We start from the raw sequence: 25,371 nt of genomic DNA on the forward strand, positions 1-25,371 counted from the left end.
TCTGCGTCCTCCTGATCGTTGTGACCATCGCGCTGCCGTCAGCCTGGCCCGGCGCGGGCCCGGCCGTGCGCGTCGCCGAGGTGCCAGCGACCGAATCGCACCGGCACCTCCACGTCGACCACCACATCCAGCCGCTGCACCGCGCAGTTACCAACCCGGCTGCCCATGGCTTCGGCAACCGCGACCGCCCGGCCACAGGACTGACTGGGTCCGGCAACCAGTGCGCCCGCGGCGGCGAGTGCGGCCAGGTCGGCCGCTGACTGGGCGCGATGCCGGCCGATCACCGCGGCGCCCACGGCGGCAGCCCCCGTCATGAGCCCGATCAGCACCACGATGAGCGCGACCGCGAACACCGTCGCCGAGCCCCGTTCGTCACGCACCAGGTTCGGGTGCCGCCACGGCCTCGGCCCCCACGGTGACGCCGGGCAGCAACGGTGCGGGAACGCGGACCCGCGCGACGATTCGCCCGCCGTCGCGTCGCACCTCAACCGAGGCCCCGTCCGGGCCGGTGCGCCGGGCCGTGTCGACGGCGGCACGGTCGTCACCGCGGGCCGCGAGACGGGCCGCTTCCCGGGCCGCGTCGATGCAGCGCACCTGCGCCGAGACCGCGCCGAGCCCACCGATACCGAGCACTGCGACCGCGATGAGTGCGGCAACCGAGAACGCCGCCTCGACCGTGACGCCACCCCGGTCATCACTTGGTGGTGAGGGCACGGGCGATGATGTTGGTCAGGGCGCTGACAATCGAGTCCCCCGTGACCACCGTGTAGAGGATGGCGCCGAACGCCGCAGCCGCCACCGTCCCGATGGCATATTCGACGGTCGACATCCCGCTCTCGTCGGTGAGCAGCATGGTCACGCGGGCCTCGAGCGCGCGAAAGCTGTTCATCTTCATGGTTTTTCCTCCCCTTGTTGCGATCAGTTGTTGCGATCAGAACACCCCGGACCGGAACACGTCACCGGCCAGGCCGGCGACCACCGGCACGATGCCGAGACAGACGAATGCCGGCAGATAACAGAGCCCGAGGGGCCCGGCGATCAACACATTGGCCCGCTCGGCGGCCGCGTCCGCCGCATCACCGGCGTCGGCCCTGGCCTGCTCGGCCAGTTCGGCGACGCCCTGCGCCATCGCGGCGCCCGACGACGCCGACCGCCGCGCCAGCCGGAGCAGTGCGATCACGTGCGGGTCCGTACCACGACTCGGCTCCGCCCAGGCCGTCGCGGGGCCGGCACCCAGTGCCAGAAGTTCGGCCGCGCGGCGCAGGACGCCCGCCAGATCAGCCGGTGCCGACGCGACCGCCGCCCCGGCCGCCGCACCGGTCGCCATGCCGGCCGAAAGGCAGGCTGCCAGCACGTCCAGGCTCGACGGCACCGCCAGCGGGTCGTCCGGCGCCGCGGTCGGCGAGAACCGGTCCGGCGGACGGGGCCGGATTCGGTACACCGCTGGGCCGGGGATCAGCAGAATCGCCACGGCGAGCAGGAGAACCGGCACCGCGCTCATCGCTGCGCCCGTGTGATGATCCGGTCCGACCACAGCAACCCGAGGCAGCACAGCACCACACCGACCGCCAGCACGGCCGCGCCCTCGCCCACCAGGAAACGCACGGGGTGCGCACCGATCAACTGCCCCAACACAATTCCGAGTGCGGGCAGCCCCGACAGCACGGCTGCCGTCGTTCGCGCACCTGCCATGCCCGCCCGGATCCGCGACGTAAAGCGTTCCCGTGCAACGACGTCACGCTCAGCGGCGCGCATCAGCGGGGCGATGGCCAGGCCGTGGTCGAGCGCCAACTGCCAGTACACGGCGAGGCGCTGCCAATGGGCCGGCAGCGCCGACGATGCCGCGACGGCGCGCAGACCGGCCGAGACGTCGGCCCCCAGCCTCGCCCGCGCCGCGACCTCCCCCAACGCCACCGCGACGGGCCCGTCCACTTCATGGGCCGCGGCATCGAACGCCGCGACCGGATGCGCCCCGGCCCGCAATTCGCCGACCAGAATGCCGAGTGCACCCTGCAGGGTCTGTGCTTCCTCGGCACGCTGCGCCGCCTGCCGCGAGCGCCGCCACCGGAGCCCGACGGTCCCGACCACCGCCGCCCCGGCCAGCAGCACCGGCAGCGGCAGGACGACGAGCGCCACGACGGCGAGCACGGCCGCCACCGACCAGAGCAACCGCGGTCGACCGCGAGAACCCGATTCCGCCAAGCGTTTTCGATGTCCCAACCGCGTTGGCCCACACGGGCCGGGCGCGACCAGCACGGCCAGCGCCAACAGCAGCGCGGGACTCACGACCGGCCCCGCGCAGCCAGCAGTTCGCTCAGCGCGGGCATGCCCGGACCGGCGCCCCGGTCGACGTGCCAGGCGGTCACGACCGTGACGGTCCCGTCCGTGGCCCGGCGCAGCACCGCGATCTCACTCAGGTGCCGGTGCCCATCGCGGGTCCGCGCGGTGTGCAGCACCACCTGGCACGCGGCCGCCAGTTGCGAATGCAGTGCGGCGCGGTCCAACCCGCCGACCGCGGCGAGCGCTTCCATGCGGGCGGGCACCTCGGCGGGGCTGTTCGCATGCACCGTCCCGGCCCCGCCCTCGTGGCCGGTGTTGAGCGCCGCGAGCAGATCCACGACCTCCGCACCGCGGACCTCGCCGACCACGATGCGATCGGGGCGCATCCGCAGTGCCTGCCGGACCAGGTCACGCACCGTCACCTCGCCGACGCCCTCGACATTGGCACCGCGCGCGACCAGCCGGACCAGGTGCGGATGTTGCGGTGCCAGCTCGGCGGCGTCCTCGACGCAGACGATCCGCTCCGCGGGGTCGACAGCTCCGAGCAGCGCGGACAACATGGTGGTCTTGCCGGCGCCGGTCCCCCCGGAAACCAAAACGGCCAGCCGCGCCGCGACGATGTCGGCGATGAGCGGGACGGCGGGCGGCGCGATGGCCCCGGAGCCGACGAGGCCGGCCAGGTCCTGCGTCGCGGGCCGCAGGACCCGCAGCGAGAGGCAGGTGCCCGCGGCGGCGATCGGCGGCAGCACGGCATGCAACCGCACGGTCAAGCCACCGCCGATACCGCCGAGGTGGCCGTCGACCCAGGGCTGCGAATCATCGAGCCGCCGCCCGGCCGCCAGCGCGAGCCGCTGCGCCAGGCGCTGTACGGCATTCTCGTCCGGGAATCGGATCGCGCTGCGGCGCAACCCGTTTCCGTCGTCGACCCACACCTCGTCGGGTGCGCTGACCAGCACGTCGGTGGTACCCGGTGCCCGCAGCAGCGGTTCCAGAATTCCGGCACCGGTCAGTTCGGTCTGCAGCAGCCGCATACCGGCCAGCACGTCGCTGTCGGCGACCACGCCGCCGGACTCGGCGCGGATCGCCGCCGCCACCGCGTTCGGATGCAGGGCACCACTGGTCTGCGCGGCCAGGCGTTCCCGGACGCGGTCCACCAACGACGACGTCACGCCGCCTCCCCCGGCTGTTGGCGCAGCACCGTGAGGACACGACGGGCGGCGACGGCCAGCGGTGACCGGCTCCGCAGACTCCGGCCGAGACCGCCCCGCTCCAGCGCGCCGTCGAGGTTGCTCTCCGCACGCATGGCCGCCAGCAGCGGCAGTCCGAGGATCGTGGACATCTCGGCGGCGCGCAGCCCACCGGGCGCGGGACCCCGGACCACGAGGCCGACATTCGGGTTGACGGCCGTCACCCAGTCGGCCACGACCCGGGTCGCCGCGCAGGCGCGCACCTCTGCCGGCGTCACCACGACCACGAGATCGGCTGCGGCCAGTACGGTCTCCGCCGCCGCCGACGACTGCCGCGGCACGTCGCAGATGACGGTCGCGCCGGCGCGGCTCCCGGCGTCCATCACCGCGGCGAGCGCCGTCGGCCTCAACTCGGCACCGGTGCGGCCGGCCGACAGCACCACCACCCCGCGCCGGCGCGGTAGCGCGTCGCGCAGGGCCGGATAACTGAGCCGTCCCCCTGCTGCCGTCAGGTCCGGCCAGCGCAGGCCGGCATCGCCCTCGGCACCCAGGGCGAGATCGAGGCCGCCACCCCAGGCGTCGACATCGACAAGTAGGCACTCGCGGTCCGGTTCAGCCGCGACCTGCGCCAACGCGATCGCGAAGACCGACGCACCGCCGCCGCCGCGCCCGCCGATCACCGCGACCACGGCGCCGCGGCGCCCCTCGGATTCACCGGCCGCGGCATCCGACAGGACGCCGACGAGCCCCGATTCCTGGCCGGGGAGGGTGATGACCTCCTGCGCACCGATCACCATCGCGGCCTCGAACTCGCAGGTGTCCGGCGCGTCGGTGGCGATCAACACCACGGCGGGCCGCCGCGGCATCCCGAGCTCGCGACAGCGCCGCGCCGCCGCGACGTCCAGCAGGACCGCCGCCGCACCGGCCCACGCCTTGCGGCCCGAGGGCTCCGCCGCGTACACCACCCGGATGCCCGCCGCCGCGGCGATGCGCTCGATTTCCTCGCGCAGTCCGGGGTCGGCGATCAGGGCCAGTGCCCCGTTCGTAGTCATGGATCCACCGTGATCCGGGGCGGGCCGCGGCACCAGAGCCCGCACGCAGAATGTGGATGAATCGCAAACTGTGGACAACTTTATTGACGGAGTCGTGAGAATGTCGTTCCGCAACTTTTCCGTGGATGCACCACGACACTCGATGGACCTGGGTCGCAGCACCTGCGCCACGCGGGGAAAACAGCAATCGGGCGCCGGTTGAAAGACGCCGGAGAGGCCATGCCTCGAGGAATTCGACTGACCCCGAAAAAGGGACGACCCCCGCCAGGGGGGGAGGAGGCGGAGGTCGTCGTGGATCAGCCCCGGGGGGTCGGGCTGATGCACACCCGGCGCTGGCCGGGTAATGCCCACTATACACACGTCAACAGGGCTGTGCGCAACTGTTGATTGTCTGTGAAAGGCGCGTGTCAGCACGTCAATCGCCGCGATGGCCACCCCGCGGGCGACCGACACGGCGACACCGCCGCCCACCCGGCACCGGCGTTCCGGAGCATATGCTGGGAGCCGTGACCGCATCCGATCCGGCCGCCGGGGCCGCGGCCGCGCCGCGTCAGGAGGCCGAGTCGAGCGCTCCGGTGCGCACCGCGGCCTTCTTCGATCTCGACAAAACGGTGATTGCCAAGTCCAGCACCCTCGCTTTTAGCAAACCTTTTTTCAACCAGGGACTGCTGAACCGGCAAGCCGTCCTCAAGTCCACCTATGCACAGTTTCTGTTCCTGATGTCCGGCGCCGACCACGATCAGATGGACCGCATGCGGTCCTACCTGACCAACATGTGCACCGGCTGGGACGTCGAACAGGTCAAGTCGATCGTCGCCGAGACGCTGCATGACATCGTCGACCCGCTGGTCTTCGCCGAGGCCGCGAACCTGATCGCCGACCACAAGCTGTGCGGCCGCGACGTCGTGGTGGTCTCGGCATCCGGCGAGGAGATCGTCGCGCCCATCGCCCGCGAACTCGGTGCCAACCATTCGATGGCCACGCGCATGGTGGTCGCGGACGGCAAGTACACCGGCGACGTCGACTTCTACTGCTTCGCCGAAGGCAAGGTCCAGGCGATCGAGGAACTCGCGGCCCGCGAGGGCTATGCGCTCGAGCACTGCTACGCCTACTCGGACTCCATCACCGATCTGCCGATGCTCGAGGCCGTCGGCCACCCGGCGGTCGTCAACCCGGACCGCGCCCTGCGCAAGGAGGCCGTCGCCCGCGGCTGGCCGGTACTGACCTTCACCCGCCCGGTCTCGCTGCGGGACCGGCTGCCGGCACCGTCGGGCGCCGCCGTGGCCACCACCCTGGCCGTCGGCGCCAGTGCCCTCGCGGCCGGCGCCGTGACGTACTCGCTGCTCCGTCGACTGAACTTCTGAAAGCTACTGGCGAGTTGCTGAGACCGGCTCCGTAACAATCACAAATCGCCGGTGATTGACCCTTGATGTGACTGCGGTCACGTAGTACAAAGGAAGCACGGAAGCCCCCCGAGGCCAAGACCGAACCGGAAGAGAAGGTTCGGCCTCCCGAAGAGGGCATCCCAGCACGGAATACCGGCACCCACGCGGAGCACATACCGCGACAATGGTAAAAGCGTTGTGGGCCTGCGTAATTGCGAAAAGCGAACGGCTAAGAGGACCCCTTGGGTGGGGTTGTAGTCGCAGCGCATTGCAGGGACGCCGAGGCCACCCACACAACCCGACAAGCACGCTTGGTAACCGGGGTTCCGTGCTAGCGGGCGGCGAGCCGAGTCAGATGTCCTCTGACGACGGAGCGTCGCCCGCTTTTATGTTTCCGTCTTTGCTGGAGAAGATCGCGGACAGCCCGCTACTTGGCCGAGGCCTGCGCGATCGACAGCGCCTCCCGGGCCCCGGCGTGCAGTGCGCGACTGCTGCAGATCAACCACGCCGTCAGCCCGTCGGCCGTGCCCGACGCGAAGCCCCGTGCCGCGGCACGGTATTCGCCGACCTGGCGCATCCAGTACATCTCCGGAACGCCGAGGCCGTGCGGGTCGAGTCCACTGGACATGGTGATCAATCGGGACACCGCGCGCGCCACCACACCGTCGGCGACCCCGAATGGAGCCAGGCTCAGTAGTTCGCCATGAGCGACGCCCGCGAGGACGGTCGCCGGTACCCGGCTCCCACCGCTCACGATCTCGCCGAGCAGCTCGAGCCGGCGGCCCACGTCCGGATCGTCGGTGCGGGGCCGGCCGAGCCGGTCCGGGTCCGTCAGATCCGCGGCCGCCAGCGAGTGCAGCCGGGCGATCGCCTGCAGCGGCGCGCGCTGCCAGACGCCGACGAGCGCGGTCGCGCCGCCTTCGAGCGCTTCGGCCACCCGCAGCGCGCCGGCGAGCACCGCGTCGGCGCGCTCACCTTTCGCCGGGGCCTCGCCGTCCTTACTGAAGCTCAGGGATCCGCCGTCAAGTACCGACGACGCCCGAGCGGCCCGCATCGACGCCTCGGCCGCGGTGGCCGGCCAACCGCGCAGGTTCACCTTGTGCCGGTGGGCCCGGCCGAGCGCTTCACGCGCCTCGTCTCCGGCCTCGGCCACGCCGGGCAGTTCGGCCAGGGGAGCCAGCGGGTCAGGTGCAGCCACGTCCGCACACGGTAGTGCCACCAGGTGGTCACCTCCAACGTCACGGTGGCGAGCCACCTCCAACGTCATTGCAACGTGCCAGTGACTACGCTCACAACCATGACACAAGACACCGCTGTGCCACAGGCTTACCCGCCGCCTGCCGAGTTCGCCGCGCAGGCCAATGCCACCGCCGCGCTGTATCAAGAGGCCGACGCCGACCGCCTGGATTTCTGGCGCCGCCAGGGCGAGCGGTTGTCGTGGGCGACCCCGTTCACCGAGGTGCTCGACTGGTCCAACGCACCCTTCGCGAAGTGGTTCGGCGACGGCAAGCTCAACGTCGCCTACAACTGCGTCGACCGCCACGTCGAGGCCGGCAATGGCGACCGCGTCGCGATCCACTGGGAAGGCGAGCCCGTCGGTGACGCCCGCGACATCACCTACGCCCAGCTCAAGGACGAGGTCAGCAAGGCCGCCAACGCCCTGACCGCCCTGGGTCTGACCGCGGGCGACCGCGTCGCCATCTACATGCCGATGGTGCCCGAGGCCATCGTGGCGATGCTGGCCTGCGCGCGCCTGGGTGTCATGCACTCGGTCGTGTTCGCCGGCTTCTCGGCCACCGCGCTGGCCGCCCGCGTCGAGGACGCCCAGGCCAAGCTCGTCATCACCACCGACGGGCAGTACCGCCGCGGTGTGGCGGCCTCGCTCAAGTCCGCGGTCGACGAAGCCGTCACCGGCCAGCCGAGCGTCGAGCACGTCCTGGTGGTCAAGCGCACCGGCATCGACGTCGACTGGACCGAGGGCCGCGACGTCTGGTGGCACGAGATCGTCGACTCACAGTCCACCGAGCACACCCCCGAGGCGTTCGACGCCGAGCAGCCGCTCTTCCTGCTGTACACCTCCGGCACCACCGGCAAGCCCAAGGGCATCGTGCACACCAGCGGCGGCTACCTGACGCAGGCGTCCTACAGCCACCACAACGTCTTCGACATCAAGGCCGACGACGTCTACTGGTGCACCGCCGACATCGGCTGGGTCACCGGGCACACCTACATCGTCTACGGGCCGCTGTCCAACGGCGTCACGCAGGTCGTCTACGAAGGCACCCCGACCTCACCCAACGAGCACCGGCACTTCGACATCATCGAAAAGTACGGTGTCACCATCTATTACACGGCGCCGACGCTGATCCGCACGTTCATGAAGCTGGGCCACCAGATCCCCGCGGCGCACGACCTGTCGAGCCTGCGGGTGCTCGGCTCGGTCGGCGAGCCCATCAACCCCGAGGCTTGGCGCTGGTACCGCGAACACATCGGCGCGGGCACCACGCCCATCGTGGACACTTGGTGGCAGACCGAGACCGGCGCCATCATGATCTCCCCGCTGCCCGGCGTCACCGCCGCCAAGCCCGGCTCGGCCATGACCCCACTGCCGGGCATCAGCGCCAAGATCGTCGACGACGACGGCAACGAACTGGTCCCCGGCGCCGACGAAGAAGAACACGTCACCGGCTACCTCGTGCTCGACAAGCCGTGGCCGTCGATGCTGCGCGGCATCTGGGGCGACGACGAACGCTTCAAGGACACCTACTGGTCCCGCTTCGCCGAGCAGGGCTGGTACTTCGCCGGTGACGGCGCCCGCTACGACGCCGACGGCAACATCTGGGTCCTGGGCCGTATCGACGACGTCATGAACATCTCCGGGCACCGCATCTCCACCGCCGAGGTCGAGTCCGCGCTCGTCGGGCACTCCGGTGTGGCCGAAGCCGCCGTCGTCGGCGCCACCGACGCCACCACCGGGCAGGCCATCTGCGCGTTCGTCATCCTCAAGGCCTCCGCGCACGGCGGTTCGGAGAACATCGTCGAAGAACTGCGGGCCCAGGTCGCGACCGAGATCTCCCCCATCGCCAAGCCGCGCGAGATCCACATCGTGCCCGAGCTGCCCAAGACGCGCAGCGGCAAGATCATGCGCCGCCTGCTGCGCGACGTCGCCGAGGGCCGCGATCTCGGGGACACCTCCACCCTCGTCGACCCCAGCGTCTTCGAGGCCATCCGCGCCAGTAAGTAGGGCAGCCGGCAGGGCCAGGCCGGCTCAGGCGATGGGCACGTAGCCCGCGCCGGGCCGGCTCTTGGCGTCGAGGTCGGCGATCACCGCGTTGATCGACACCGTCACGGCCGGGGTGTGCAGCGGCACGTACTTGACGACGCACGTCGGCAGGTCGTCACTGAAGGCGCCGTGGATCATGCCGACCAGTTTGTTGTTGACGGTGACGGGCGCGCCCGAGTCGCCGGGCTGGCCACACACCTGGTCCACGATGGTGCCCGGGTCCTGTCCGGGGCCCCACGTGACACCGCACGTGTAGCCGGTGGTGCGGCCCAGCTTGCACGCCACCTGGCCGAAGGCCGGGTCCGGGCCGATGCCGTCGATCTGGAAGCCGTTGACGTTGTTGAGGGGCTGCACCTTGGCCGGGTCGAACTCGATGACGGCGTAGTCCAGCGGCTGGCTACCGGCCACCATGACGCCGAGGCTGCCTCGGTTCTCTGCGCCCTCGGCCGCCACCTCGTGCCCGGGTCCGCCGCAGTGCGCCGACGTGAAGCCGACCAGCTTGCCGCGATTGTCGTGACCGATCGTGGTCAGGGTGCAGAACGTATCGCCGTCCACGACGATGCCCGAGCCACCGCCCAGCGGCACCGGTGCGTCCGCGTGGGCCGGCACCCCGACCGATGTGCCGAGCAGAGCAATGGCCATCCCACACATCGAAGCAAACCCGGGTGCCAAACGCATCGGGGCAGTGTATCGCTGGGCCGGATCGTTAAGCGGCGCCCCACGTGGCAACATATGCCAGGACTACACCGACGCCGGGAGGACGTGTTCGTGAGCAATGGCGATCGCAAGAATGGCCCCGTTCCAGCCACGGTGACCTCGATCCCGCTGGTGGACCCGCATGCGCCCAAGGCCGATCCGTCGATCGGCGATCTGGTCAAGGAAGCCACCGCGCAGATGTCGACGCTGGTGCGGGCCGAGGTCGAGCTCGCGCGCGCCGAGATCACCGCCGACGTGAAGAAGGGCCTGACCGGCAGCGTCCTGTTCATCGCCGCCCTGGTCGTGCTCTTCTACTCGACGTTCTTTTTCTTCTTCTTCCTCGGCTCGCTGCTGGAGCTGTGGCTGCCGAGCTGGGCGTCGTACCTCATCGTCTTCGCGCTGATGGTGCTGACGACGGGTGCGCTCGCGTTCCTGGGCTTCCTCAAGGTCCGCAAGATCCGCGGTCCGCGGGACACCATCGCCACGGTCAAGGAGGCCAAGGTGGCGCTGACGCCGGGGCACGACAAGCCGTCGAGTCAGATCACCGCCCGCACGGCTTCTAGCGACACCTCAGGCTGGTAGTGCCGCCACCTGATCCGTCGGTCGTCCGGATCGACGGTCCGTGGCGACACCTCCAGGTGCACGCGAACGGGATCCGCTTCCACGTCGTGGAGGCCGAGGGCTCCGAGCCCGAGGATCGGAACGCGGACGGTTCCTCCAACGCCGAGCGTCCGCTGGTCATCCTGCTGCACGGGTTCGCCTCGTTCTGGTACTCGTGGCGGCATCAGCTGCGCGACCTGCGCGGCGCCCGTGTGGTCGCGGTCGACCTGCGCGGCTACGGCGGCAGCGACAAACCACCGACCGGATACGACGGCTGGACGCTGGCCGGGGACACCGCCGGCCTGGTGCGGGCGCTGGGACACCACTCCGCCGTGCTGGTCGGACATGCTGACGGCGGCCTCGTGTGCTGGGCGACGGCGATGCTGCATCCGCGGGCGGTCCGGGGCATCGCGCTGGTCAGTTCACCGCATCCGGTGGCGCTGCGGTCCTCGACACTGACCGACAAGGGCCAGCGCGCGGCCCTGCTGCCGGCGATGCTGCGCAACCAGGTGCCGTGGTGGCCCGAGCACGTCCTGACCCGGCGCGGCGGTGCTGCCGTCGAGCAGCTGGTCCGCAGCCGCGCCGGCGCCGCCTGGCCGGCGTCGGCGGATTTCGCCCAGACCGCCGCGCACCTGCGCACCGCGATCCAGATTCCGTCGGCCGCGCACTCGGCGCTCGAGTATCAGCGGTGGGCGGCGCGCAGTCAGGTGCGCGGCGAAGGCCGGCGGTTCATGCGCGCGATGAAACAGCGCACCGCCGTGCCGGTCCTGCACCTGCACGGCACCGCCGATCCGTACGTGCTCGACGACCCGGTCCGCCGGACCCAGCGCTATGCCCCCCAGACCCGCTTCGTATCCGTGCCCGGCGCAGGCCATTTCGCGCACGAGGAGCAACCGTCGACGGTCACCTCAGAGCTGTCGACGTTCCTGCACCAGCTACCCGGCTGAGATGCACTTCCCGGTCGGCACCGCGTCCTGGTTGTCGACCTTGGCCATCTGCTTGGCCACCTCGTCGGCGGTGAGGACGAAGCCCGTGTCGGCGTCGTCGACCGCGGCGCCGAACACCACGCCGAGCACCTTCCCACTGCCGTCGATCAACGGCCCGCCCGAATTGCCTTGGCGGACATTGCCTCTGATGGTGTAGACCTCACGCGTGACGGTCGTGGAGTGGTAGATGTCCGGGCCGTTGAGCTTGATGACCTCGCGGATGCGTGCCGGCGTCGCGGCGAACTCGCCGCCACCTGGATAGCCCATCACCACCGCGCCGGTCCCGGTCTGCGCCTCCTGCATGTCGAACTTCAGGGGCGCCGCGGGCAAGTCGGGGGCGTCGAGAATCGAGATGTCGGCCTCGGGGTCGTACGACACGACCTTGGCGTCGTAGCTCTTGTCGTCGACCTGGACGGTGACGCTGTTGGAGCCGGCCACCACGTGGGCGTTGGACATCACCCGGCCGGGCGCCACCACGAAGCCGGTGCCCTCGAGCACCTTCTGGCAGCTCTGCGCGACACCGCGGATCTTCACGACGCTGCCCTTGGCCGCGGCCACCGCCGGATCGGCGACGAGCGCCGGGTCGGGTGCCGAAACGCTGACGATCGGGGTGCGGCCGAACGGCTGCAGCACCGACGGCAGGCCCGAGGTGTTCAGCAGCGCCGAGAGCCGCGTGGGCACGCGCTTGAGCCAGGCCGGTGCGAGATCGTTGACCTCGGACAGCACGCGCGAGCCGTTCACCGCGGCCGCCAGGTTCGGTTGGTCGGACGACGTCAGCGGGGTGGCCAGCAGCCAGGCGGCGACCAGGACCGCGACCAGTTGCAGGGCCATGCCGACGACCGAGTCGAACCCGCGCACCACTTCGTTGCGCATGGCGCCACGGACGGCGCGGCCCAGCACCACACCGGCGATCTCGCCGACCACGACCAGGCCCAGGATCAGGAACAGGGCGATGAAGAGCTTGCTGCGGGCGCCGTCGACGTGCGCCACGACATGCGGCGCCAGCAGCACACCGGCCACCGCGCCGAGCACCACACCGAGAAAAGACAGCAGCGAGCCCAGCGCCCCGGACCGCCAGCCCGAGACGGCGGCGACGAAGGCGACGGACAGAACGGCCAGATCCAGCCATTGTGAAGGTGTCATGGTTGATCCACACGGTAGCCGCTGGACTCGCCCAGCAGCGCCATTGCCGCGTCCAGTTCCTCGACGACGTCGGTGTTCCACGGCTTGGCCCAACCTGCGACATCGAGCATCGCGGAGATCACCTGAGCGGTGAAGCCCCACACCAGCATCTGGTTGAGCAGAAATGCCGGGCCGGCGAACCGGCTGGTGTTCTCCTTGCGGTACACCATCAATCGGTTCTCGGGATTGACGAAGGCGCGCACCGGAACCCGCGCGACGATCGCGGTCTCCGCCGGGTCGACGGCGAGGACATGGCCGGGGTCGGGCGAGTACGCGAGCACCGGAACGACGTGAAAACCCGAGGGCGGGATGAACATTCGGTCCAGCTCCGCAAGTATGTGCAGCCGGGAGGGATCGATGCCGGTCTCCTCGTTCGCCTCCCGCAGGGCGGTGCCGATCGGACCGTCGTCCCCGGGATCGGATGCGCCTCCCGGAAAAGCCGCCTGCCCCGCATGGTGCCGCAACGTCGACGCGCGGACCGTGACCAGCAGGTCGGCTTCGGGCGGCAGGGCACCGGCCGGGGCGTCGGGCGCGCCCGAGAACAACACCAGGACGGCGGCGTCGCGTTTGGTGCCGGTCAGTGTCGCGGTGGCGCCGGCGGCGGTGATGGCCGCCAGCACGCTCTTCGGCACCCGGCGCCGGTAGGCCTGCGGCAGGTCCGCCGCGTTGTCGACGAGGGGCCGCAGCCAGGCCGGGGCGGCCTGCGGGTTCAGCACACTCACCCCGACACTCCTAACTGTGGGTTCACTGCACTGGCGATCTCGTCGGCACTGGTGAACGGCCGGGGCAGGACCTGCGCAACGCTACCGTCAGGGCGCAGCAGCACGGTCGCAGGCATGACATTGGGGACGCGCAGCGCGGCCGCGATCAGCCGCCGGCCGTCCTGCAGCATCGGCAGCTTGACGCCCAGGTCGGCCAGCCGCAGCAGCCCGGCGGTCTCGTTCTCGTCCTGATGCACCGTCAGCACCGTCACCTTCGGGCCCACCCGGCGCTGGTACTCGGCCAGTGCGGGCAGTTCGTCGGCGCACGGGCCGCACCAGTAGGCCCACAAGTTCAGCACCACGGCGCGGCCGGCGACGGCCTTGGCGACGTCGACGGGCGTCCCGTCGGCCGCGCAGTCGACCGTGATGCCCTGCAGCGCTTGCGGTCCGGGCCCGCCCTGCGGTGCCGGACAGGGCGGCAGGGCCGCCTTGGCCCGGGGTCCGGCCAGCGCCGCCGGGGTGTCGGCGTCGCGATGTGCGCGCGCGACAGTCTGCTGGCCCGCCGGCCCGGACGCGGTCCGGTCGTCACCGAGTTGCCGCCACAGCGCCACACCGAGAACGACGAACACGGCCAGCACCACCACGGTCCAACGGGCAGACCGACTCACTCGGTGATCCCGGCCAGGGCCAGCAGGTGTTCGGTCTCGGGTCCCTTCACCAGCGCCGCGGCGGCCGCCAGGTCCGTCGGCCCAAGTCCGTACGACGGGCAGTCGCGGGCCAGCACACACACGCCGCAGGCCGGGGTCCGGGAATGGCAAACCCGGCGCCCGTGGAAGATGACGCGGTGCGACAGCAGGGTCCATTCCTTGCGCGGGATCAGCTCGCCGACGGCGTGTTCCACCTTGACCGGGTCCTCTTCGGCGGTCCAGCGCCAACGTCGCACCAGCCGGCCGAAGTGCGTGTCGACCGTGATGCCCGGGATGTCGAAGGCGTTGCCCAGGATGACGTTCGCGGTCTTGCGTCCCACACCCGGCAGCGTGACCAGCTCGTCCAGGGTGTCGGGCACCTCGCCGTCGAAACGGGTGACCAGTTCCTGGCCCAGCCCCATGATCGACGTCGCCTTGTTGCGGTAGAAGCCGGTGGGCCGGATCAGCTCCTCGAGTTCGGTCCGGTTGGCCTGCGCATAGTCCAGCGCCGTCGGGTATTTGGCGAACAGCGCCGGCGTGGTGAGGTTCACCCTCTTATCCGTGCACTGCGCCGACAGGATCGTGGCCACCGCCAGCTCCAGCGGATTGGTGAAATCCAGCTCGCAGTAGACGTGCGGGAACGCTTGCGCCAGTTCACGATTCATTCTCCGAGCGCGACGCACCAGACCCAGGTGGGTTTCGCGGTCGTATTTTGCGGTGGATCGTCGCGCAGGCACGCCGGTAAGCGTACTGAGAGAAGTCGGTAAGGATACTTTGACCGGCGTCGTTTCGTGATCACCCTGAGACATTCGGCGTGTTTACTTCTGCGTGTGTCCTGGTTGCTCGTGGTGTGCATTCCCGGGTTGCTCATGTTGGCAACCTTCGGGTTGAGCCGCCTCGAAGCGATGCTGGATACGTCCAAGGAGACGTACACCGCGGCAGACGTCAAAGCCTTCGTCGAGAAGGTCAAGAACGCCTGGTCGGAACAGTCCGCATCCGCCGGTACGTTGCCGCACCGATCAGCACCCCGATTCGAGGAGCCGCGCGCCCTCGCGGCCCCGTCGCCGACGCGCGACAACCCGCTCGGCGCCTTCGGTGAGCCCGAATTACCCAGCCGCGCGTATGCCCACTATGCGAGCAATCCGCAATTTCGCGAGACTCGCCAGGCGAATCGTGTGTAGCGTGGCTGGTTGCGAAACGGCTTACCACTAGACTGACTTTGTTAACCAGTTCACTGGCTAGCTTGCGCGCGTTTTTTATCACTCACCAGCCTTAGGGAGCAACGTGGACGAGACCCTGGCGAGGGCCGGAATCTTCCAGGGTGTCGAGCCCACCGCGGTATCCGCACTGACCAAACAGCTGCAGCCTGTCGACTTTCCTCGCGGACACACCGTGTTCGCCGAAGGCGAGCCCGGCGACCGCCTCTACATCATCATCTCCGGCAAGGTGAAGATCGGCCGCCGGTCGCCGGACGGCCGGGAGAACCTGCTGACGATCATGGGTCCGTCGGACATGTTCGGTGAGCTGTCGATCTTCGACCCGGGTCCCCGGACGTCGAGCGCCATCACCATCACCGAGGTGCGCGCCGTCTCGATGGACCGTGAAGCGCTGCGGGCGTGGATCGCGGACCGTCCGGAGATCGCCGAGCAGCTGCTGCGCGTGCTCGCCCGCCGGTTGCGCCGCACCAACAACAACCTGGCCGACCTGATCTTCACCGACGTGCCCGGTCGCGTGGCCAAGCAGCTGCTGCAGCTGGCCCAGCGCTTCGGCACACAGGAGGGCGGCGCCCTGCGCGTCACCCACGACCTGACGCAAGAAGAGATCGCCCAGCTGGTCGGCGCCTCCCGCGAAACCGTGAACAAGGCACTCGCCGACTTCGCGCACCGCGGCTGGATCCGGCTCGAAGGCAAGAGCGTGCTGATCTCCGACTCGGAGCGGCTGGCCCGCCGAGCGCGGTAGTTCTGACAAGATGCCCCCGACACGCGTCGGGGGCATCTTTGTCTGGTTCAAGCAGTCCGCAGGTAGTCCAACTGGGCCTGCACCGATTTCTCGGCGGCGTCCCACAGCTTCTGGTCGACGTCGGTGTAGACGTGTTCGACCACCTGCCGCGCCGAGGCCTCTTCACCCAGCGCCTTCAGGGCGCCGCGCACCTGGTCCAGCCGTTCCTCGCGGTGCGCGAGGTACATGGCCGTCACCTGCGACAGGTCGGCCAGATCGGGACCATGGCCGGGCAGGACGGTCCGCTGCCCGAGGCCCTGCAGCCGCCGCAGTGATTCCAGGTAGTCGCGCAAGCTGCCGTCCTCGGCGTCGATGACGGTGGTGCCGCGGCCGAGGACCGTGTCCGCGGTGAGGACGGCGTCGTCCACCAGGAACGACAGCGAATCCGCGGTGTGCCCCGGTGTCGCCATGACCGTGATCCGCAGGCCCGCGGCGTCGATCACCTCGCCATCGGTGAGCGGCCCGCCGAGTCCTCGCAGGAACCCGCTGCCGACCGAGCGCACCACCGCACCCGTCATGCCGACCAGCTTGTCGATGCCGCCGGTGTGGTCGTCGTGCTTGTGACTGATCAGCACCAGCGGAATCTTGCCGAGTGCCGCGATGCGCTCGATGTGCGCATCGTCGTCAGGTCCCGGGTCGACGACGACCATCTCGTCACTACCGCGCCCGCGCAGCACCCAGGTGTTGGTGCCGTCGAGCGTCATGATCCCCGGGTTGTCGCACAGCAGTACAGAGGCTGCCTCCGTGACCGGCCGCAGCACTCCGTACGCGGGATGGGTCATACGACCTCGACGATCAGCTCCACCTCGACCGGCGCATTCAACGGTAACTCCGAGACCCCGACGGCCGAGCGGGCGTGCGCACCGGCCGGGCCGAACACCTCGCCCATCAGTTCGGACGCGCCGTTGATCACCGCGGGCTGGCCGTTGAAGCCCGGCGCCGAGGCGACGAAACCGACGACCTTGACGATCCGCACAACCGAGTCGATACCCACCAGCGCGTGCACGGCGGCCAACGCGTTGAGGCCGCAGATCCGGGCCAGGGCCTTGCCGTCCTCTGCACTGACCTCGCCGCCGACCTTGCCCTCGGCCGGCAACTGGCCGCCCTGCATGGGCAGCTGGCCGGAGGTGTAGACAAGGTTCCCGGTCCGGACGGCGGGGACGTAAGCGGCAAGGGGCTGGGCGACTTCCGGCAGCTCGATGCCGAGCTCGGCCAACCGGTCGGAGACGGTCACTTCGGCCGCTTCAGGTACGCGACGTGCTGCTCACCGCTCGGGTTGGCCAGCACCGACACCAGCTCCCACCCGTCCTGGCCCCACTGGTCCAGGATCTGCTTGGTGGCGTGGATCAGCAACGGGACGGTGGCGTACTCCCACCGGGTCGGTTCGCTCATGCCGCCGAGCTTATCGGCCGAGGGGTACCGCATGGTTAACATGCTGGGGTGACCTCCGAATCGACGGGCCGAACCCACACCGGTTGGCCCGCGCGCCTGGACCAGGCGCGCCTCCACTTCGTCACCGGCAAGGGCGGTACCGGTAAAACCACCGTCGCTGCCGCGCTGGCGCTGGCGCTGGCGGCCGGCGGCCGCAGCGTCCTGCTGGTCGAGGTCGAGGGGCGGCAGGGCATCGCGCAGCTTTTCGACGTGCCGCCGCTGCCGTACGGGGAGCAGAAGATCGCCACCGCCGAAGGCGGCGGGCAGGTGAACGCGCTGGCCATCGACACCGAGGCCGCGTTCCTGGAGTACCTGGACATGTTCTACAACCTCGGCATCGCCGGCCGCGCCATGAAGCGCATCGGCGCCGTCGAGTTCGCGACCACGATCGCTCCCGGCCTGCGTGACGTCCTGCTCACCGGCAAGATCAAAGAGGTCGTGGTCCGCAACGGCAAGACCGCCAAGGAACTCAAGGGTCAGCGCCCCTACGACGCCGTCGTGGTCGACGCCCCGCCGACGGGCCGCATCTCGCGCTTCCTCGACGTCACCAAGGCCGTCTCGGATCTCGCCAAGGGCGGGCCGGTGCACTCTCAGGCCGACGGCGTCGTGAAGCTGCTGCACTCGGAGCTCACCGCCATCCACCTGGTCACCCTGCTGGAGGCGCTGCCCGTGCAGGAGACCCTGGAAGCCATCGAAGAGCTGCGGGAGCTGGACCTGCCGATCGGCAGCGTCATCGTCAACCGCAACATCCCGGCGTACCTGTCGCAGGATGATCTGGCGAAGGCCGCCGAGGGCGTCGTCGACGCCGACGCGGTGCGCGCCGGGCTGGCCGACGCCGGAATCACGTTGTCCGACACCGACTTCGCCGGACTGCTCACCGAGACCATCCAGCACGCGACGCGCATGATGGCGCGCGCCGAGAGCGCCGAGGCGCTCGACGCCCTCGAAGTGCCCCGCCTGGAACTGCCCGCACTCCCCGACGGGGTCGACCTGGGCAGCCTGTACGAACTCGCCGAAGCACTCGAGCAGCAAGGGGTTGGCACCAAATGAGCGGCAAGCCCTTGAAGTTGGACATGCACGCGATCCTGTCGGACAAAGCGAACCGCGTCGTGGTGTGCTGCGGCGCGGGCGGCGTCGGCAAGACCACCACCGCCGCCGCGATGGCGCTGCGGGCCGCCGAGTACGGCCGCACCGTCGTGGTGCTGACCATCGACCCGGCCAAACGCCTGGCACAGGCCCTCGGCATCAAGGACCTCGGCAACACCCCGCAGCGGGTGCCGCTGGCTCCCGAGGTGCCGGGTGAGCTCTACGCGATGATGCTCGACATGCGCCGCACCTTCGACGAGATGGTGCTGCAGTACTCCGGCGAGGACCGGGCCGACGCGATTTTGGAGAACCAGTTCTACCAAACCGTCGCGACGTCGCTCTCGGGCACGCAGGAGTACATGGCGATGGAGAAGCTCGGCCAGCTGCTGGCCGAGGACAAGTGGGATCTGGTCGTCGTCGACACCCCGCCGTCGCGCAACGCGCTGGACTTCCTGGACGCGCCGAAGCGACTGGGCAACTTCATGGACAGCCGTCTGTGGCGGCTGCTGCTCGGGCCGGGCCGCGGCATCGGCCGGCTGGTCACCGGGGCCATGGGCCTGGCGATGAAGGCGCTGTCCACCGTGCTGGGTTCGCAGATGCTCTCCGACGCGGCCGGTTTCGTGCAGTCGCTTGACGCGACGTTCGGCGGGTTCCGGGAGAAGGCCGACCGCACCTACGAACTGCTCAAGCGCCCGGGTACCCGGTTCGTCGTCGTTTCAGCTGCCGAGCCCGACGCGCTGCGTGAGGCGTCGTTCTTCGTCGACCGGTTGTCGCAGGAGCAGATGCCACTGGCCGGCCTGATCCTCAACCGCACCCACCCGATGCTGTGTGACCTGACCGCCGATGCGGCCGACGAGGCCGCCGGCAAGCTGGAGCAGTCCGGTCAGGACACCGACGCGCTGGCCGCGGCGACCCTGCGGATCCACGCGAACCGCACCGTGATCTCCAAGCGTGAGGTGCGGCTGCTGTCGCGGTTCACCGGGGCCAACCCGCACGTGGCGTTGGTGGGGGTGCCGTCACTGCCGTTCGAGGTGTCCGATCTCGAGGCGCTGCGGGCCATCGCCGATCAGATCACGGGTGACGTCGTCAAGGCCTGACAGGCAACGGCTTTCAAATGCTTGTGCCCGGGATTTCCTAGGAAATCCCGGGCACAGCTGTTTCTACGTCTGTCAGACCGCGTTGCGGTGCTTGCGCTGGGTCGCGAAGAACTCGGCCCAGGACACCACCTCGGGGTGCTGTTTGAGCAGGGCACGACGCTGACGCTCGGTCATGCCGCCCCACACGCCGAACTCGACCCGGTTGTCGAGGGCGTCGGCACCGCATTCGACGATCACCGGGCAATGCCGGCAGATGACCGCGGCCTTGCGCTGTGCGGCACCGCGGACGAACAACTCATCCGGGTCGGCCTGTCGGCACCGGGCTTGGGACACCCAGGCGATGCGGGCTTCCGCTTCAGGTTGGACCACGCCCTGTATCGCGCCGTTTCCGGCCTGGGGAGCGATTGTCGTGCGAACTACTGGCTGTGTACCTGCCACCAGCGATCCCTTCGTCACACCGTCTCCCGACGGCCGAGTCCTCCCGAGTAGGTCGCTGATGCGATCTACGCCACATTGCGGCTAGTAGTGTTACCTAGATCGCATTGTGTGTTCAAGTTAGGTGGTCAGGGGCCTATTGCGCAATGGGTCTGGGGCCGCTTTTTTGGGACGTGTGTCCAAACGTTAATTTTTGCCCGTGTCGCAGCCCCCTAGATGCCCTAAGGACGTGGTAATCGACCAGCACTCAGCTGCTGGCCACCACGGTCGCTAGGCTGTACCCCATGCCCGAGCGACCGCAGAACCGTCCGCCGACCGCGGTCACCGTCATCAAGATGACGTGGTGCGTTCTGCTCGCCAGCGTGGTGCTCGCCGCGATGATGTTCCCGCTCATCGGGGGTGTCGGCCTGATGTCCAACCGGGCATCCGACGTCGTGGCCAACGGTTCGGCCCAGCTCGTCGAAGGTGACGCACCCGCCGTGTCCACCATGGTGGACGCCAAGGGCAACCCCATCGCGTGGCTGTATTCGCAGCGCCGTTTCGAGGTGCCGAGCGATCAGATCGCCAACACCATGAAGCTGGCCATCGTCTCGATCGAGGACAAACGGTTTGCCGAGCACAACGGGGTTGACTGGAAGGGCACCCTGACGGGCCTGTCCGGCTACATGTCGGGTTCGGCCGATACCCGCGGTGGATCCACCATCGAGCAGCAGTACGTGAAGAACTACCAGCTGCTCGTGGTCGCGCAGAGTGACGCCGAACGGCGGGCCGCCATCGAGACCACCCCAGCACGCAAGCTGCGCGAAATCCGCATGGCGCTGACCCTCGACAAGACGTTCACCAAGTCCGAGATCCTGACGCGCTACCTGAACCTGGTGTCGTTCGGCAACGGCGCGTTCGGCATCCAGGATGCCGCCCAGACGTACTTCGGCATCAACGCCAACCAGCTGAACTGGCAGCAGGCCGCACTGCTCGCCGGCATGGTGCAGTCGACCAGCGGACTGGATCCGTACGTCAACCCCGACGGCGCCCTGGCACGTCGAAACCTGGTGCTGGACACCATGATCCAGAACGTCCCGCAGGAAGCCGAGGCCCTGCGCGCCGCCAAGGCCGAGCCGCTCGGCATCCTACCGCAGCCCAACCAGCTGCCCCGCGGCTGCATCGCCGCCGGTGACCGCGCCTTCTTCTGCGACTACGTGCTCGACTATCTGTCGAAGGCCGGCATCAGCAAGGACCAGGTGGCCAAGGGCGGCTATCTGATCCGCACGACGATCGACCCGGACATCCAGAACGCGGTCAAGTCGTCGATCGACGGCATCGCCTCCCCCACCATCGACGGCATCGGCAGCGTCATGAGCGTCATCCGGCCCGGTAAGGACAACCACCAGGTGGTGGCGATGGCCAGCAACCGGACGTACGGCCTGAACACCGCGGCCGGGGAAACCATGCAGCCGCAACCGTTTTCACTGGTCGGTGACGGCGCCGGATCCATCTTCAAGCTGTTCACCACGGCCGCCGCCATGGACATGGGGATGGGCATCAACGCGCAGCTGGACGTGCCGGGCCGGTTCGAGGCCAAGGGCCTGGGCAGCGGCGGCGCCAAGGGCTGCCCCAAGGACAAGTGGTGCGTCGAGAACGACGGCCGCTACAAGGGCAGCATGAACGTCACCGAAGCGCTGGCGTCGTCGCCGAACACCGGCTTCGCCAAGCTGATCTCGCAGATCGGTGTCCCGCGCACCGTCGACATGGCGGTCAAGCTGGGGCTGCGGTCCTACGCCGCGCCGGGCACCGCCCGGCCGTACGACCCGAACAGCAACGAGAGCCTGGCCGACTTCATCAAGCGGCAGAACATCGGCTCGTTCACCCTGGGCCCGTTCGAGGTCAACGCGCTGGAGCTCTCGAACGTCGCGGCCACGCTGGCGTCGGGTGGCACCTGGTGCCCGCCGAACCCGGTGGACAAGGTGTTCGACCGGCACGGCAACGAGGTCTCGGTGACCACCCAGACCTGCGAGCAGGCGGTCCCCGAGGGTCTGGCCAACACCCTGGCCAACGCGATGAACAAGGACGCCATCAGCGGCACCGGTGCCGCGGCCGCACAGTCGGTCGGCTGGACGCTTCCTGTATCAGGCAAGACCGGCACCACCGAGGCCCACCGGTCGTCCGCGTTCCTGGGCTTCACGAGCGCCTACGCCGCCGCCAACTACATCTACGACGATTCACCGACGCCGTCCGACCTGTGTTCGTTCCCGCTGCGCCAGTGCGGCCGCGGTGACCTGTACGGCGGCCACGAGCCGGCCCGCACCTGGTTCACGGCGATGAAGCAGTTCACCCCGCCCAACGTGGTGATGCCGCCGACCGAACCGCGCTACGTGGACGGCGGGCCGGGCTCGAAGGTGCCGAGCGTCGCGGGCATGGACCTCGACCTGGCGCAGAACCGCATCAAGGAAGCCGGCTTCCAGTTGTCCGCGCAGCCGTCGTGGGTCAACAGCACCGCGCCATCGGGTCAAGTGGTCGGAACCTCGCCGTCGGGACAGACCATCCCCGGCTCGATCGTCACGATCCAGGTCAGCAACGGCATCGCGCCGCCGCCTCCGCCGCCACCGCCAGTGGGGATTCCGGGCCTCGACGGCCTGCCGCCGGTGCAGATCGGGTCGACGGTCGTGGAGATTCCGGGCCTGCCGCCCATCACCGTGCCGGTTCTCGGTCCCCCGCCCCCATAGGCCCGGCCGAAACCTCAGAACGACCTAAGCCAACCCTGTGGGCTTTCTAACGATGACCAGCGACAACGGGCCAATTGCTGCGCTGAGCAAGTAGGCTGCCTGCATGTCTGCCATCGCCCGCAACGCAGCCGTCACCGTCGCCGGAACCCTGGCTGCGGGCCTCGCCTACGCGTCGCTCATCGAGCGCAACGCGTTCGTGGTCCGCGAGGTCACCATGCCGGTGCTGACGCCCGGCTCGTCGCCGCTGCGGGTGCTGCATCTGAGCGATCTGCACATGATGCCGGCGCAGCGTCGCAAGCAGGCGTGGCTGCGCGAGCTGGCCCGCTGGGAGCCCGATCTGGTGGTCAACACCGGCGACAACCTCTCGCACCCCAAGTCGGTGCCGGCGGTGGTGCAGGCGATGGGCGATCTGCTGGCGGTGCCCGGCGTGTTCGTGTTCGGCAGCAACGACTACTTCGCGCCGAAGCCGAAGAACCCCGCCAACTACCTGTTCAGCAAGCACAAGCGGATCACCGGGCGGCCGCTGCCGTGGCAGGACCTGCGCGCGGCGTTCACCGAGCGCGGCTGGCTGGACATGACCCACACGCGGCGCGAGATCGAGGTCAACGGGCAGCTCATCGCCGTCGCCGGCGTCGACGATCCGCACCTCAACCGCGACCGCTACGACACCATCGCCGGACGGCCCAACCCGGCCGCCAACCTGTCGCTGGGCGTCACCCATGCGCCGTACACCCGCGTGCTGGACCGGTTCGCCGACGACGGCTACCAGCTGGTGCTGGCCGGCCACACGCACGGCGGGCAGCTGTGCGTGCCGTTCTACGGCGCGCTGGTGACCAACTGCGACATCGACACCTCCCGAGTGAAGGGCCCGTCACGCTGGGGCGCCCACACGCAGCTGCACGTGTCCGCCGGTCTGGGTACCTCGCCGTACACGCCGGTGCGCTTCTGCTGCCGGCCCGAGGTGACGCTGCTGACGCTGGTGGCCGCCCCGACCGGCGGCGGGCACGCCGGTATCGGCGCCGACGTGACGCAGCCGGCCATCTCGGCACGGTGAGCCGCGACTGGGTGGACAACGCGGTCCGCCTGATCGAGGCGGACGCCCGGCGCAGCGCCGACACTCATCTCCTGCGTTATCCCCTGCCGGCCGCGTGGAGCGCCGGCGTCGACGTCCAGCTCTATCTGAAGGACGAGAGCACCCACATCACCGGCAGCCTCAAACACCGGCTGGCCCGGTCGCTGTTCCTGTACGGGTTGTGCAACGGCTGGATCGGCCCGCAGACCACCGTCATCGAGGCGTCGTCGGGTTCGACGGCGGTGTCGGAGGCGTATTTCGCGGCGCTGCTGGGGTTGCCCTTCATCGCGGTGATGACGGCGTCGACGAGTCAGTCGAAGATCGCCCTGATCGAATCCCAAGGCGGCCGTTGCCATTTCGTCGAACAGTCGTCCCACGTGTACGACGAGGCGGAGCGCCTGGCGCGCGAGACGGGCGGCCACTACCTCGACCAGTTCACCAACGCCGAGCGCGCCACCGACTGGCGGGGCAACAACAACATCGCGGAGTCGATCTTCTCGCAGCTGCGTGAAGAGGCCCACCCGATCCCGGAGTGGATCGTGGTCGGGGCGGGCACCGGCGGTACGAGCGCCACGATCGGGCGGTTCCTGCGCTACCGGCGCCATGCCACGCGGCTGTGCGTGGTGGACCCGGAGAACTCGGCGTTCTATCCGTCGTGGGCCACGGGCGACCGAGAAGTGTTCACCGGGGCGTCGTCGCGTATCGAGGGCATCGGCCGGCCGCGGGTGGAGCCGTCGTTCCTGCCGGGCGTCGTGGACGCCATGGTGTGCGTGCCGGACGCGGCGTCGGTGGCCGCCGCGCGGCACGTGAGCAAGGTGCTGGGACGACGGGTGGGTCCGTCAACGGGGACGAACATCTGGGGCGCGTTCGGACTCCTGGCCGAGATGGTGGCGCAGGGCCGTAGCGGTTCGGTGGTGACGCTCCTGGCCGACAGCGGCGACCGCTACGCCGACACCTACTTCGACGACGCGTGGGTCAACAGTCGCGGGCTCGAGTCCGCCGACGCCGTGGCGGCACTGACGGAGTTCGAGCGCTCCGGCCGCTGGGCGTGATCCTGACGGCCCAGCCAGGCCGCCCGGTAGTCAGAAGTCGCGAACAGCCACAGCGCCGCGAGACCGAAGAATCCGCAGTAGAGCAAAGCTCCCAAGCCGGTCATGTTCGTTCCTCGCTTTCTGGCGTTCGGTTGCCGTTCATCAGAGTTACCCGTTTTAACGCACGTTGCGCAAAAATCCATCCCTCGAATGGACGTGATCTTCGCCGCTGACCCCGCCCACCAGCGGCTATCTCACCTGGCGAGGGCCGTTTGGCTTCTGAGGGCACCCGTGCGATAGGCTGTCGAAGCTTCACGCGGGGTGTGGCGCAGCTTGGTAGCGCGCTTCGTTCGGGACGAAGAGGTCGTGGGTTCGAATCCCGCCACCCCGACAAGTGAGCAAGGCCCTGACCAGGGAAATCTGGTCGGGGCCTTCTTCGTTTCTGGGGTCGGTGAGCCCCCAC

At 69.3% G+C, this 25,371-nt stretch carries 28 protein-coding genes and 1 tRNA gene; 12 read left to right on the forward strand and 17 right to left on the reverse strand.

Annotated elements, in window-relative coordinates; translation table 11 throughout:
• Positions 1-38: 38 nt before the first annotated feature.
• The 7 genes from ACZ5IQ_RS26385 to ssd are packed head-to-tail and all read right to left on the reverse strand — an operon-like array spanning position 39 to position 4,519.
• Entirely contained in the window at positions 39-380 is a 342-nt protein-coding gene (locus ACZ5IQ_RS26385; RefSeq protein WP_346415083.1) for an Rv3654c family TadE-like protein, read from the reverse strand.
• Positions 373-714, reverse strand: coding sequence for a TadE family type IV pilus minor pilin (locus ACZ5IQ_RS26390; RefSeq protein ID WP_346415084.1), 342 nt, complete (start codon positions 712-714; stop codon positions 373-375). Before ACZ5IQ_RS26390 ends, ACZ5IQ_RS26385 begins: the two co-directional genes overlap by 8 nt.
• On the reverse strand, positions 695-895 hold the full coding sequence (locus ACZ5IQ_RS26395; protein ID WP_406774071.1) for a DUF4244 domain-containing protein: 201 nt from the start codon (positions 893-895) through the stop codon (positions 695-697). Before ACZ5IQ_RS26395 ends, ACZ5IQ_RS26390 begins: the two co-directional genes overlap by 20 nt.
• Positions 896-931: 36 nt before the next feature.
• Entirely contained in the window at positions 932-1,501 is a 570-nt protein-coding gene (locus ACZ5IQ_RS26400; RefSeq protein ID WP_346415086.1) for a type II secretion system F family protein, read from the reverse strand.
• Positions 1,498-2,286, reverse strand: a complete 789-nt coding sequence (locus ACZ5IQ_RS26405) for a type II secretion system F family protein (RefSeq protein ID WP_406774070.1) — start codon at positions 2,284-2,286, stop codon at positions 1,498-1,500. The genes ACZ5IQ_RS26400 and ACZ5IQ_RS26405 overlap by 4 nt, the downstream gene beginning before the upstream one ends.
• Entirely contained in the window at positions 2,283-3,449 is a 1,167-nt protein-coding gene (locus ACZ5IQ_RS26410; RefSeq protein ID WP_406774069.1) for a TadA family conjugal transfer-associated ATPase, read from the reverse strand. The genes ACZ5IQ_RS26405 and ACZ5IQ_RS26410 overlap by 4 nt, the downstream gene beginning before the upstream one ends.
• Positions 3,446-4,519, reverse strand: coding sequence for a septum site-determining protein Ssd (gene ssd / locus ACZ5IQ_RS26415; RefSeq protein WP_406774068.1), 1,074 nt, complete (start codon positions 4,517-4,519; stop codon positions 3,446-3,448). The genes ACZ5IQ_RS26410 and ssd overlap by 4 nt, the downstream gene beginning before the upstream one ends.
• Positions 4,520-5,025: 506 nt before the next feature.
• Here ssd and ACZ5IQ_RS26420 point away from each other — a divergent pair.
• Positions 5,026-5,883: an HAD-IB family hydrolase gene (locus ACZ5IQ_RS26420; protein ID WP_406774067.1), complete on the forward strand. Its 858-nt coding sequence runs from the start codon at positions 5,026-5,028 to the stop codon at positions 5,881-5,883.
• 448 nt (positions 5,884-6,331) lie between these two features.
• Here ACZ5IQ_RS26420 and ACZ5IQ_RS26425 read toward each other — a convergent pair whose 3' ends face one another.
• Complete coding sequence (locus ACZ5IQ_RS26425) at positions 6,332-7,102, reverse strand: Fic family protein (protein ID WP_212807327.1); 771 nt, start codon at positions 7,100-7,102, stop codon at positions 6,332-6,334.
• Between the two features lie 99 nt (positions 7,103-7,201).
• Here ACZ5IQ_RS26425 and acs point away from each other — a divergent pair, with 99 nt between their 5' ends.
• Positions 7,202-9,148 (forward strand): acetate--CoA ligase, encoded by a 1,947-nt coding sequence (acs, locus tag ACZ5IQ_RS26430; protein WP_464480501.1) that lies wholly within the window; start codon positions 7,202-7,204, stop codon positions 9,146-9,148.
• A gap of 24 nt (positions 9,149-9,172) precedes the next feature.
• On the opposite strand, the gene ACZ5IQ_RS26435 is transcribed toward acs, so the two are convergent.
• Entirely contained in the window at positions 9,173-9,838 is a 666-nt protein-coding gene (locus tag ACZ5IQ_RS26435) for a S1 family peptidase (RefSeq protein ID WP_464481509.1), read from the reverse strand.
• Between the two features lie 117 nt (positions 9,839-9,955).
• Between ACZ5IQ_RS26435 and ACZ5IQ_RS26440 the strand changes: the two genes are divergently transcribed.
• A complete protein-coding gene (locus ACZ5IQ_RS26440; protein ID WP_061007141.1) occupies positions 9,956-10,465 on the forward strand; it encodes a phage holin family protein in 510 nt (169 codons plus the stop codon).
• Positions 10,465-11,430, forward strand: a complete 966-nt coding sequence (locus ACZ5IQ_RS26445) for an alpha/beta fold hydrolase (RefSeq protein ID WP_064857700.1) — start codon at positions 10,465-10,467, stop codon at positions 11,428-11,430. The genes ACZ5IQ_RS26440 and ACZ5IQ_RS26445 overlap by 1 nt, the downstream gene beginning before the upstream one ends.
• Here ACZ5IQ_RS26445 and marP read toward each other — a convergent pair.
• The 4 genes from marP to nth are packed head-to-tail and all read right to left on the reverse strand — an operon-like array spanning position 11,419 to position 14,703.
• Positions 11,419-12,612 (reverse strand): acid resistance serine protease MarP, encoded by a 1,194-nt coding sequence (gene marP / locus ACZ5IQ_RS26450; protein ID WP_226519918.1) that lies wholly within the window; start codon positions 12,610-12,612, stop codon positions 11,419-11,421. The two genes, ACZ5IQ_RS26445 and marP, sit on opposite strands and share 12 nt — an antisense overlap.
• Positions 12,609-13,373: an NUDIX hydrolase gene (locus ACZ5IQ_RS26455; protein ID WP_464480502.1), complete on the reverse strand. Its 765-nt coding sequence runs from the start codon at positions 13,371-13,373 to the stop codon at positions 12,609-12,611. The genes marP and ACZ5IQ_RS26455 overlap by 4 nt, the downstream gene beginning before the upstream one ends.
• A complete protein-coding gene (locus tag ACZ5IQ_RS26460; protein ID WP_464480503.1) occupies positions 13,370-14,020 on the reverse strand; it encodes a TlpA family protein disulfide reductase in 651 nt (216 codons plus the stop codon). The genes ACZ5IQ_RS26455 and ACZ5IQ_RS26460 overlap by 4 nt, the downstream gene beginning before the upstream one ends.
• Positions 14,017-14,703 carry an endonuclease III gene (gene nth / locus ACZ5IQ_RS26465; RefSeq protein ID WP_406774129.1) on the reverse strand — a complete coding sequence of 229 codons (687 nt, stop codon included), beginning with the start codon at positions 14,701-14,703 and terminating at the stop codon, positions 14,017-14,019. The genes ACZ5IQ_RS26460 and nth overlap by 4 nt, the downstream gene beginning before the upstream one ends.
• 204 nt (positions 14,704-14,907) lie before the next feature.
• Between nth and ACZ5IQ_RS26470 the strand changes: the two genes are divergently transcribed.
• Positions 14,908-15,219: a hypothetical protein gene (locus tag ACZ5IQ_RS26470; RefSeq protein ID WP_135355510.1), complete on the forward strand. Its 312-nt coding sequence runs from the start codon at positions 14,908-14,910 to the stop codon at positions 15,217-15,219.
• A 103-nt stretch (positions 15,220-15,322) separates the two neighbouring features.
• The gene (crp, locus tag ACZ5IQ_RS26475; RefSeq protein ID WP_464480504.1) at positions 15,323-15,997 is read left to right on the forward strand and encodes a cAMP-activated global transcriptional regulator CRP; all 675 of its coding nucleotides are present in this window, start codon (positions 15,323-15,325) and stop codon (positions 15,995-15,997) included.
• A gap of 47 nt (positions 15,998-16,044) precedes the next feature.
• Here crp and ACZ5IQ_RS26480 read toward each other — a convergent pair whose 3' ends face one another.
• From ACZ5IQ_RS26480 to ACZ5IQ_RS26490, 3 genes are read right to left on the reverse strand one after another with little or no spacing between them, the layout of a single operon-like run.
• A complete protein-coding gene (locus ACZ5IQ_RS26480; protein WP_464480505.1) occupies positions 16,045-16,818 on the reverse strand; it encodes an MBL fold metallo-hydrolase in 774 nt (257 codons plus the stop codon).
• Positions 16,815-17,270: a RidA family protein gene (locus tag ACZ5IQ_RS26485; RefSeq protein WP_133426321.1), complete on the reverse strand. Its 456-nt coding sequence runs from the start codon at positions 17,268-17,270 to the stop codon at positions 16,815-16,817. The genes ACZ5IQ_RS26480 and ACZ5IQ_RS26485 overlap by 4 nt, the downstream gene beginning before the upstream one ends.
• Positions 17,267-17,428, reverse strand: coding sequence for a DUF4177 domain-containing protein (locus tag ACZ5IQ_RS26490; RefSeq protein ID WP_090562576.1), 162 nt, complete (start codon positions 17,426-17,428; stop codon positions 17,267-17,269). Before ACZ5IQ_RS26490 ends, ACZ5IQ_RS26485 begins: the two co-directional genes overlap by 4 nt.
• 48 nt (positions 17,429-17,476) lie before the next feature.
• On the opposite strand from ACZ5IQ_RS26490, the gene bagA reads away from it, so the two are divergent.
• Both bagA and bagB read left to right on the forward strand, forming a co-directional pair.
• The gene (gene bagA / locus ACZ5IQ_RS26495; protein ID WP_406801857.1) at positions 17,477-18,517 is read left to right on the forward strand and encodes an ATPase BagA; all 1,041 of its coding nucleotides are present in this window, start codon (positions 17,477-17,479) and stop codon (positions 18,515-18,517) included.
• Positions 18,514-19,650: an ATPase BagB gene (gene bagB / locus ACZ5IQ_RS26500; protein WP_060999408.1), complete on the forward strand. Its 1,137-nt coding sequence runs from the start codon at positions 18,514-18,516 to the stop codon at positions 19,648-19,650. Before bagA ends, bagB begins: the two co-directional genes overlap by 4 nt.
• Positions 19,651-19,722: 72 nt before the next feature.
• On the opposite strand, the gene ACZ5IQ_RS26505 is transcribed toward bagB, so the two are convergent.
• Entirely contained in the window at positions 19,723-20,028 is a 306-nt protein-coding gene (locus ACZ5IQ_RS26505; RefSeq protein WP_020100988.1) for a WhiB family transcriptional regulator, read from the reverse strand.
• 341 nt (positions 20,029-20,369) lie between these two features.
• Between ACZ5IQ_RS26505 and ponA2 the strand changes: the two genes are divergently transcribed.
• From ponA2 to ACZ5IQ_RS26525, 4 genes are all read left to right on the forward strand, one after another.
• Positions 20,370-22,805, forward strand: a complete 2,436-nt coding sequence (gene ponA2 / locus ACZ5IQ_RS26510; protein ID WP_464480506.1) for a transglycosylase/D,D-transpeptidase PonA2 — start codon at positions 20,370-20,372, stop codon at positions 22,803-22,805.
• A 103-nt stretch (positions 22,806-22,908) separates the two neighbouring features.
• The gene (locus ACZ5IQ_RS26515) at positions 22,909-23,859 is read left to right on the forward strand and encodes a metallophosphoesterase (protein WP_060999412.1); all 951 of its coding nucleotides are present in this window, start codon (positions 22,909-22,911) and stop codon (positions 23,857-23,859) included.
• The gene (gene cds1, locus ACZ5IQ_RS26520) at positions 23,856-24,929 is read left to right on the forward strand and encodes an L-cysteine desulfhydrase Cds1 (RefSeq protein ID WP_464480507.1); all 1,074 of its coding nucleotides are present in this window, start codon (positions 23,856-23,858) and stop codon (positions 24,927-24,929) included. Before ACZ5IQ_RS26515 ends, cds1 begins: the two co-directional genes overlap by 4 nt.
• Positions 24,930-25,225: 296 nt before the next feature.
• Positions 25,226-25,299 (forward strand) — tRNA-Pro (locus ACZ5IQ_RS26525).
• The last annotated feature ends 72 nt before the right edge of the window (positions 25,300-25,371 follow it).

This window comes from Mycobacterium toneyamaense (genome assembly GCF_055384815.1).

Bases quoted from the DNA above. Each gene is read 5' to 3' on its own strand.
- ACZ5IQ_RS26490 (WP_090562576.1), bottom strand. From the start codon at position 17,428: ATGAGCGAACCGACCCGGTGGGAGTACGCCACCGTCCCGTTGCTGATC.
- ACZ5IQ_RS26470 (WP_135355510.1), top strand. From the start codon at position 14,908: ATGTTGGCAACCTTCGGGTTGAGCCGCCTCGAAGCGATGCTGGATACG.
- ACZ5IQ_RS26395 (WP_406774071.1), bottom strand. From the start codon at position 895: ATGAAGATGAACAGCTTTCGCGCGCTCGAGGCCCGCGTGACCATGCTG.
- ACZ5IQ_RS26515 (WP_060999412.1), top strand. From the start codon at position 22,909: ATGTCTGCCATCGCCCGCAACGCAGCCGTCACCGTCGCCGGAACCCTG.
- marP (WP_226519918.1), bottom strand. From the start codon at position 12,612: ATGACACCTTCACAATGGCTGGATCTGGCCGTTCTGTCCGTCGCCTTC.
- ACZ5IQ_RS26480 (WP_464480505.1), bottom strand. From the start codon at position 16,818: ATGACCCATCCCGCGTACGGAGTGCTGCGGCCGGTCACGGAGGCAGCC.
- ACZ5IQ_RS26400 (WP_346415086.1), bottom strand. From the start codon at position 1,501: ATGAGCGCGGTGCCGGTTCTCCTGCTCGCCGTGGCGATTCTGCTGATC.
- acs (WP_464480501.1), top strand. From the start codon at position 7,202: ATGACACAAGACACCGCTGTGCCACAGGCTTACCCGCCGCCTGCCGAG.
- ponA2 (WP_464480506.1), top strand. From the start codon at position 20,370: ATGCCCGAGCGACCGCAGAACCGTCCGCCGACCGCGGTCACCGTCATC.
- ACZ5IQ_RS26435 (WP_464481509.1), bottom strand. From the start codon at position 9,838: ATGTGTGGGATGGCCATTGCTCTGCTCGGCACATCGGTCGGGGTGCCG.
- ssd (WP_406774068.1), bottom strand. From the start codon at position 4,519: ATGACTACGAACGGGGCACTGGCCCTGATCGCCGACCCCGGACTGCGC.
- bagB (WP_060999408.1), top strand. From the start codon at position 18,514: ATGAGCGGCAAGCCCTTGAAGTTGGACATGCACGCGATCCTGTCGGAC.
- nth (WP_406774129.1), bottom strand. From the start codon at position 14,703: ATGAATCGTGAACTGGCGCAAGCGTTCCCGCACGTCTACTGCGAGCTG.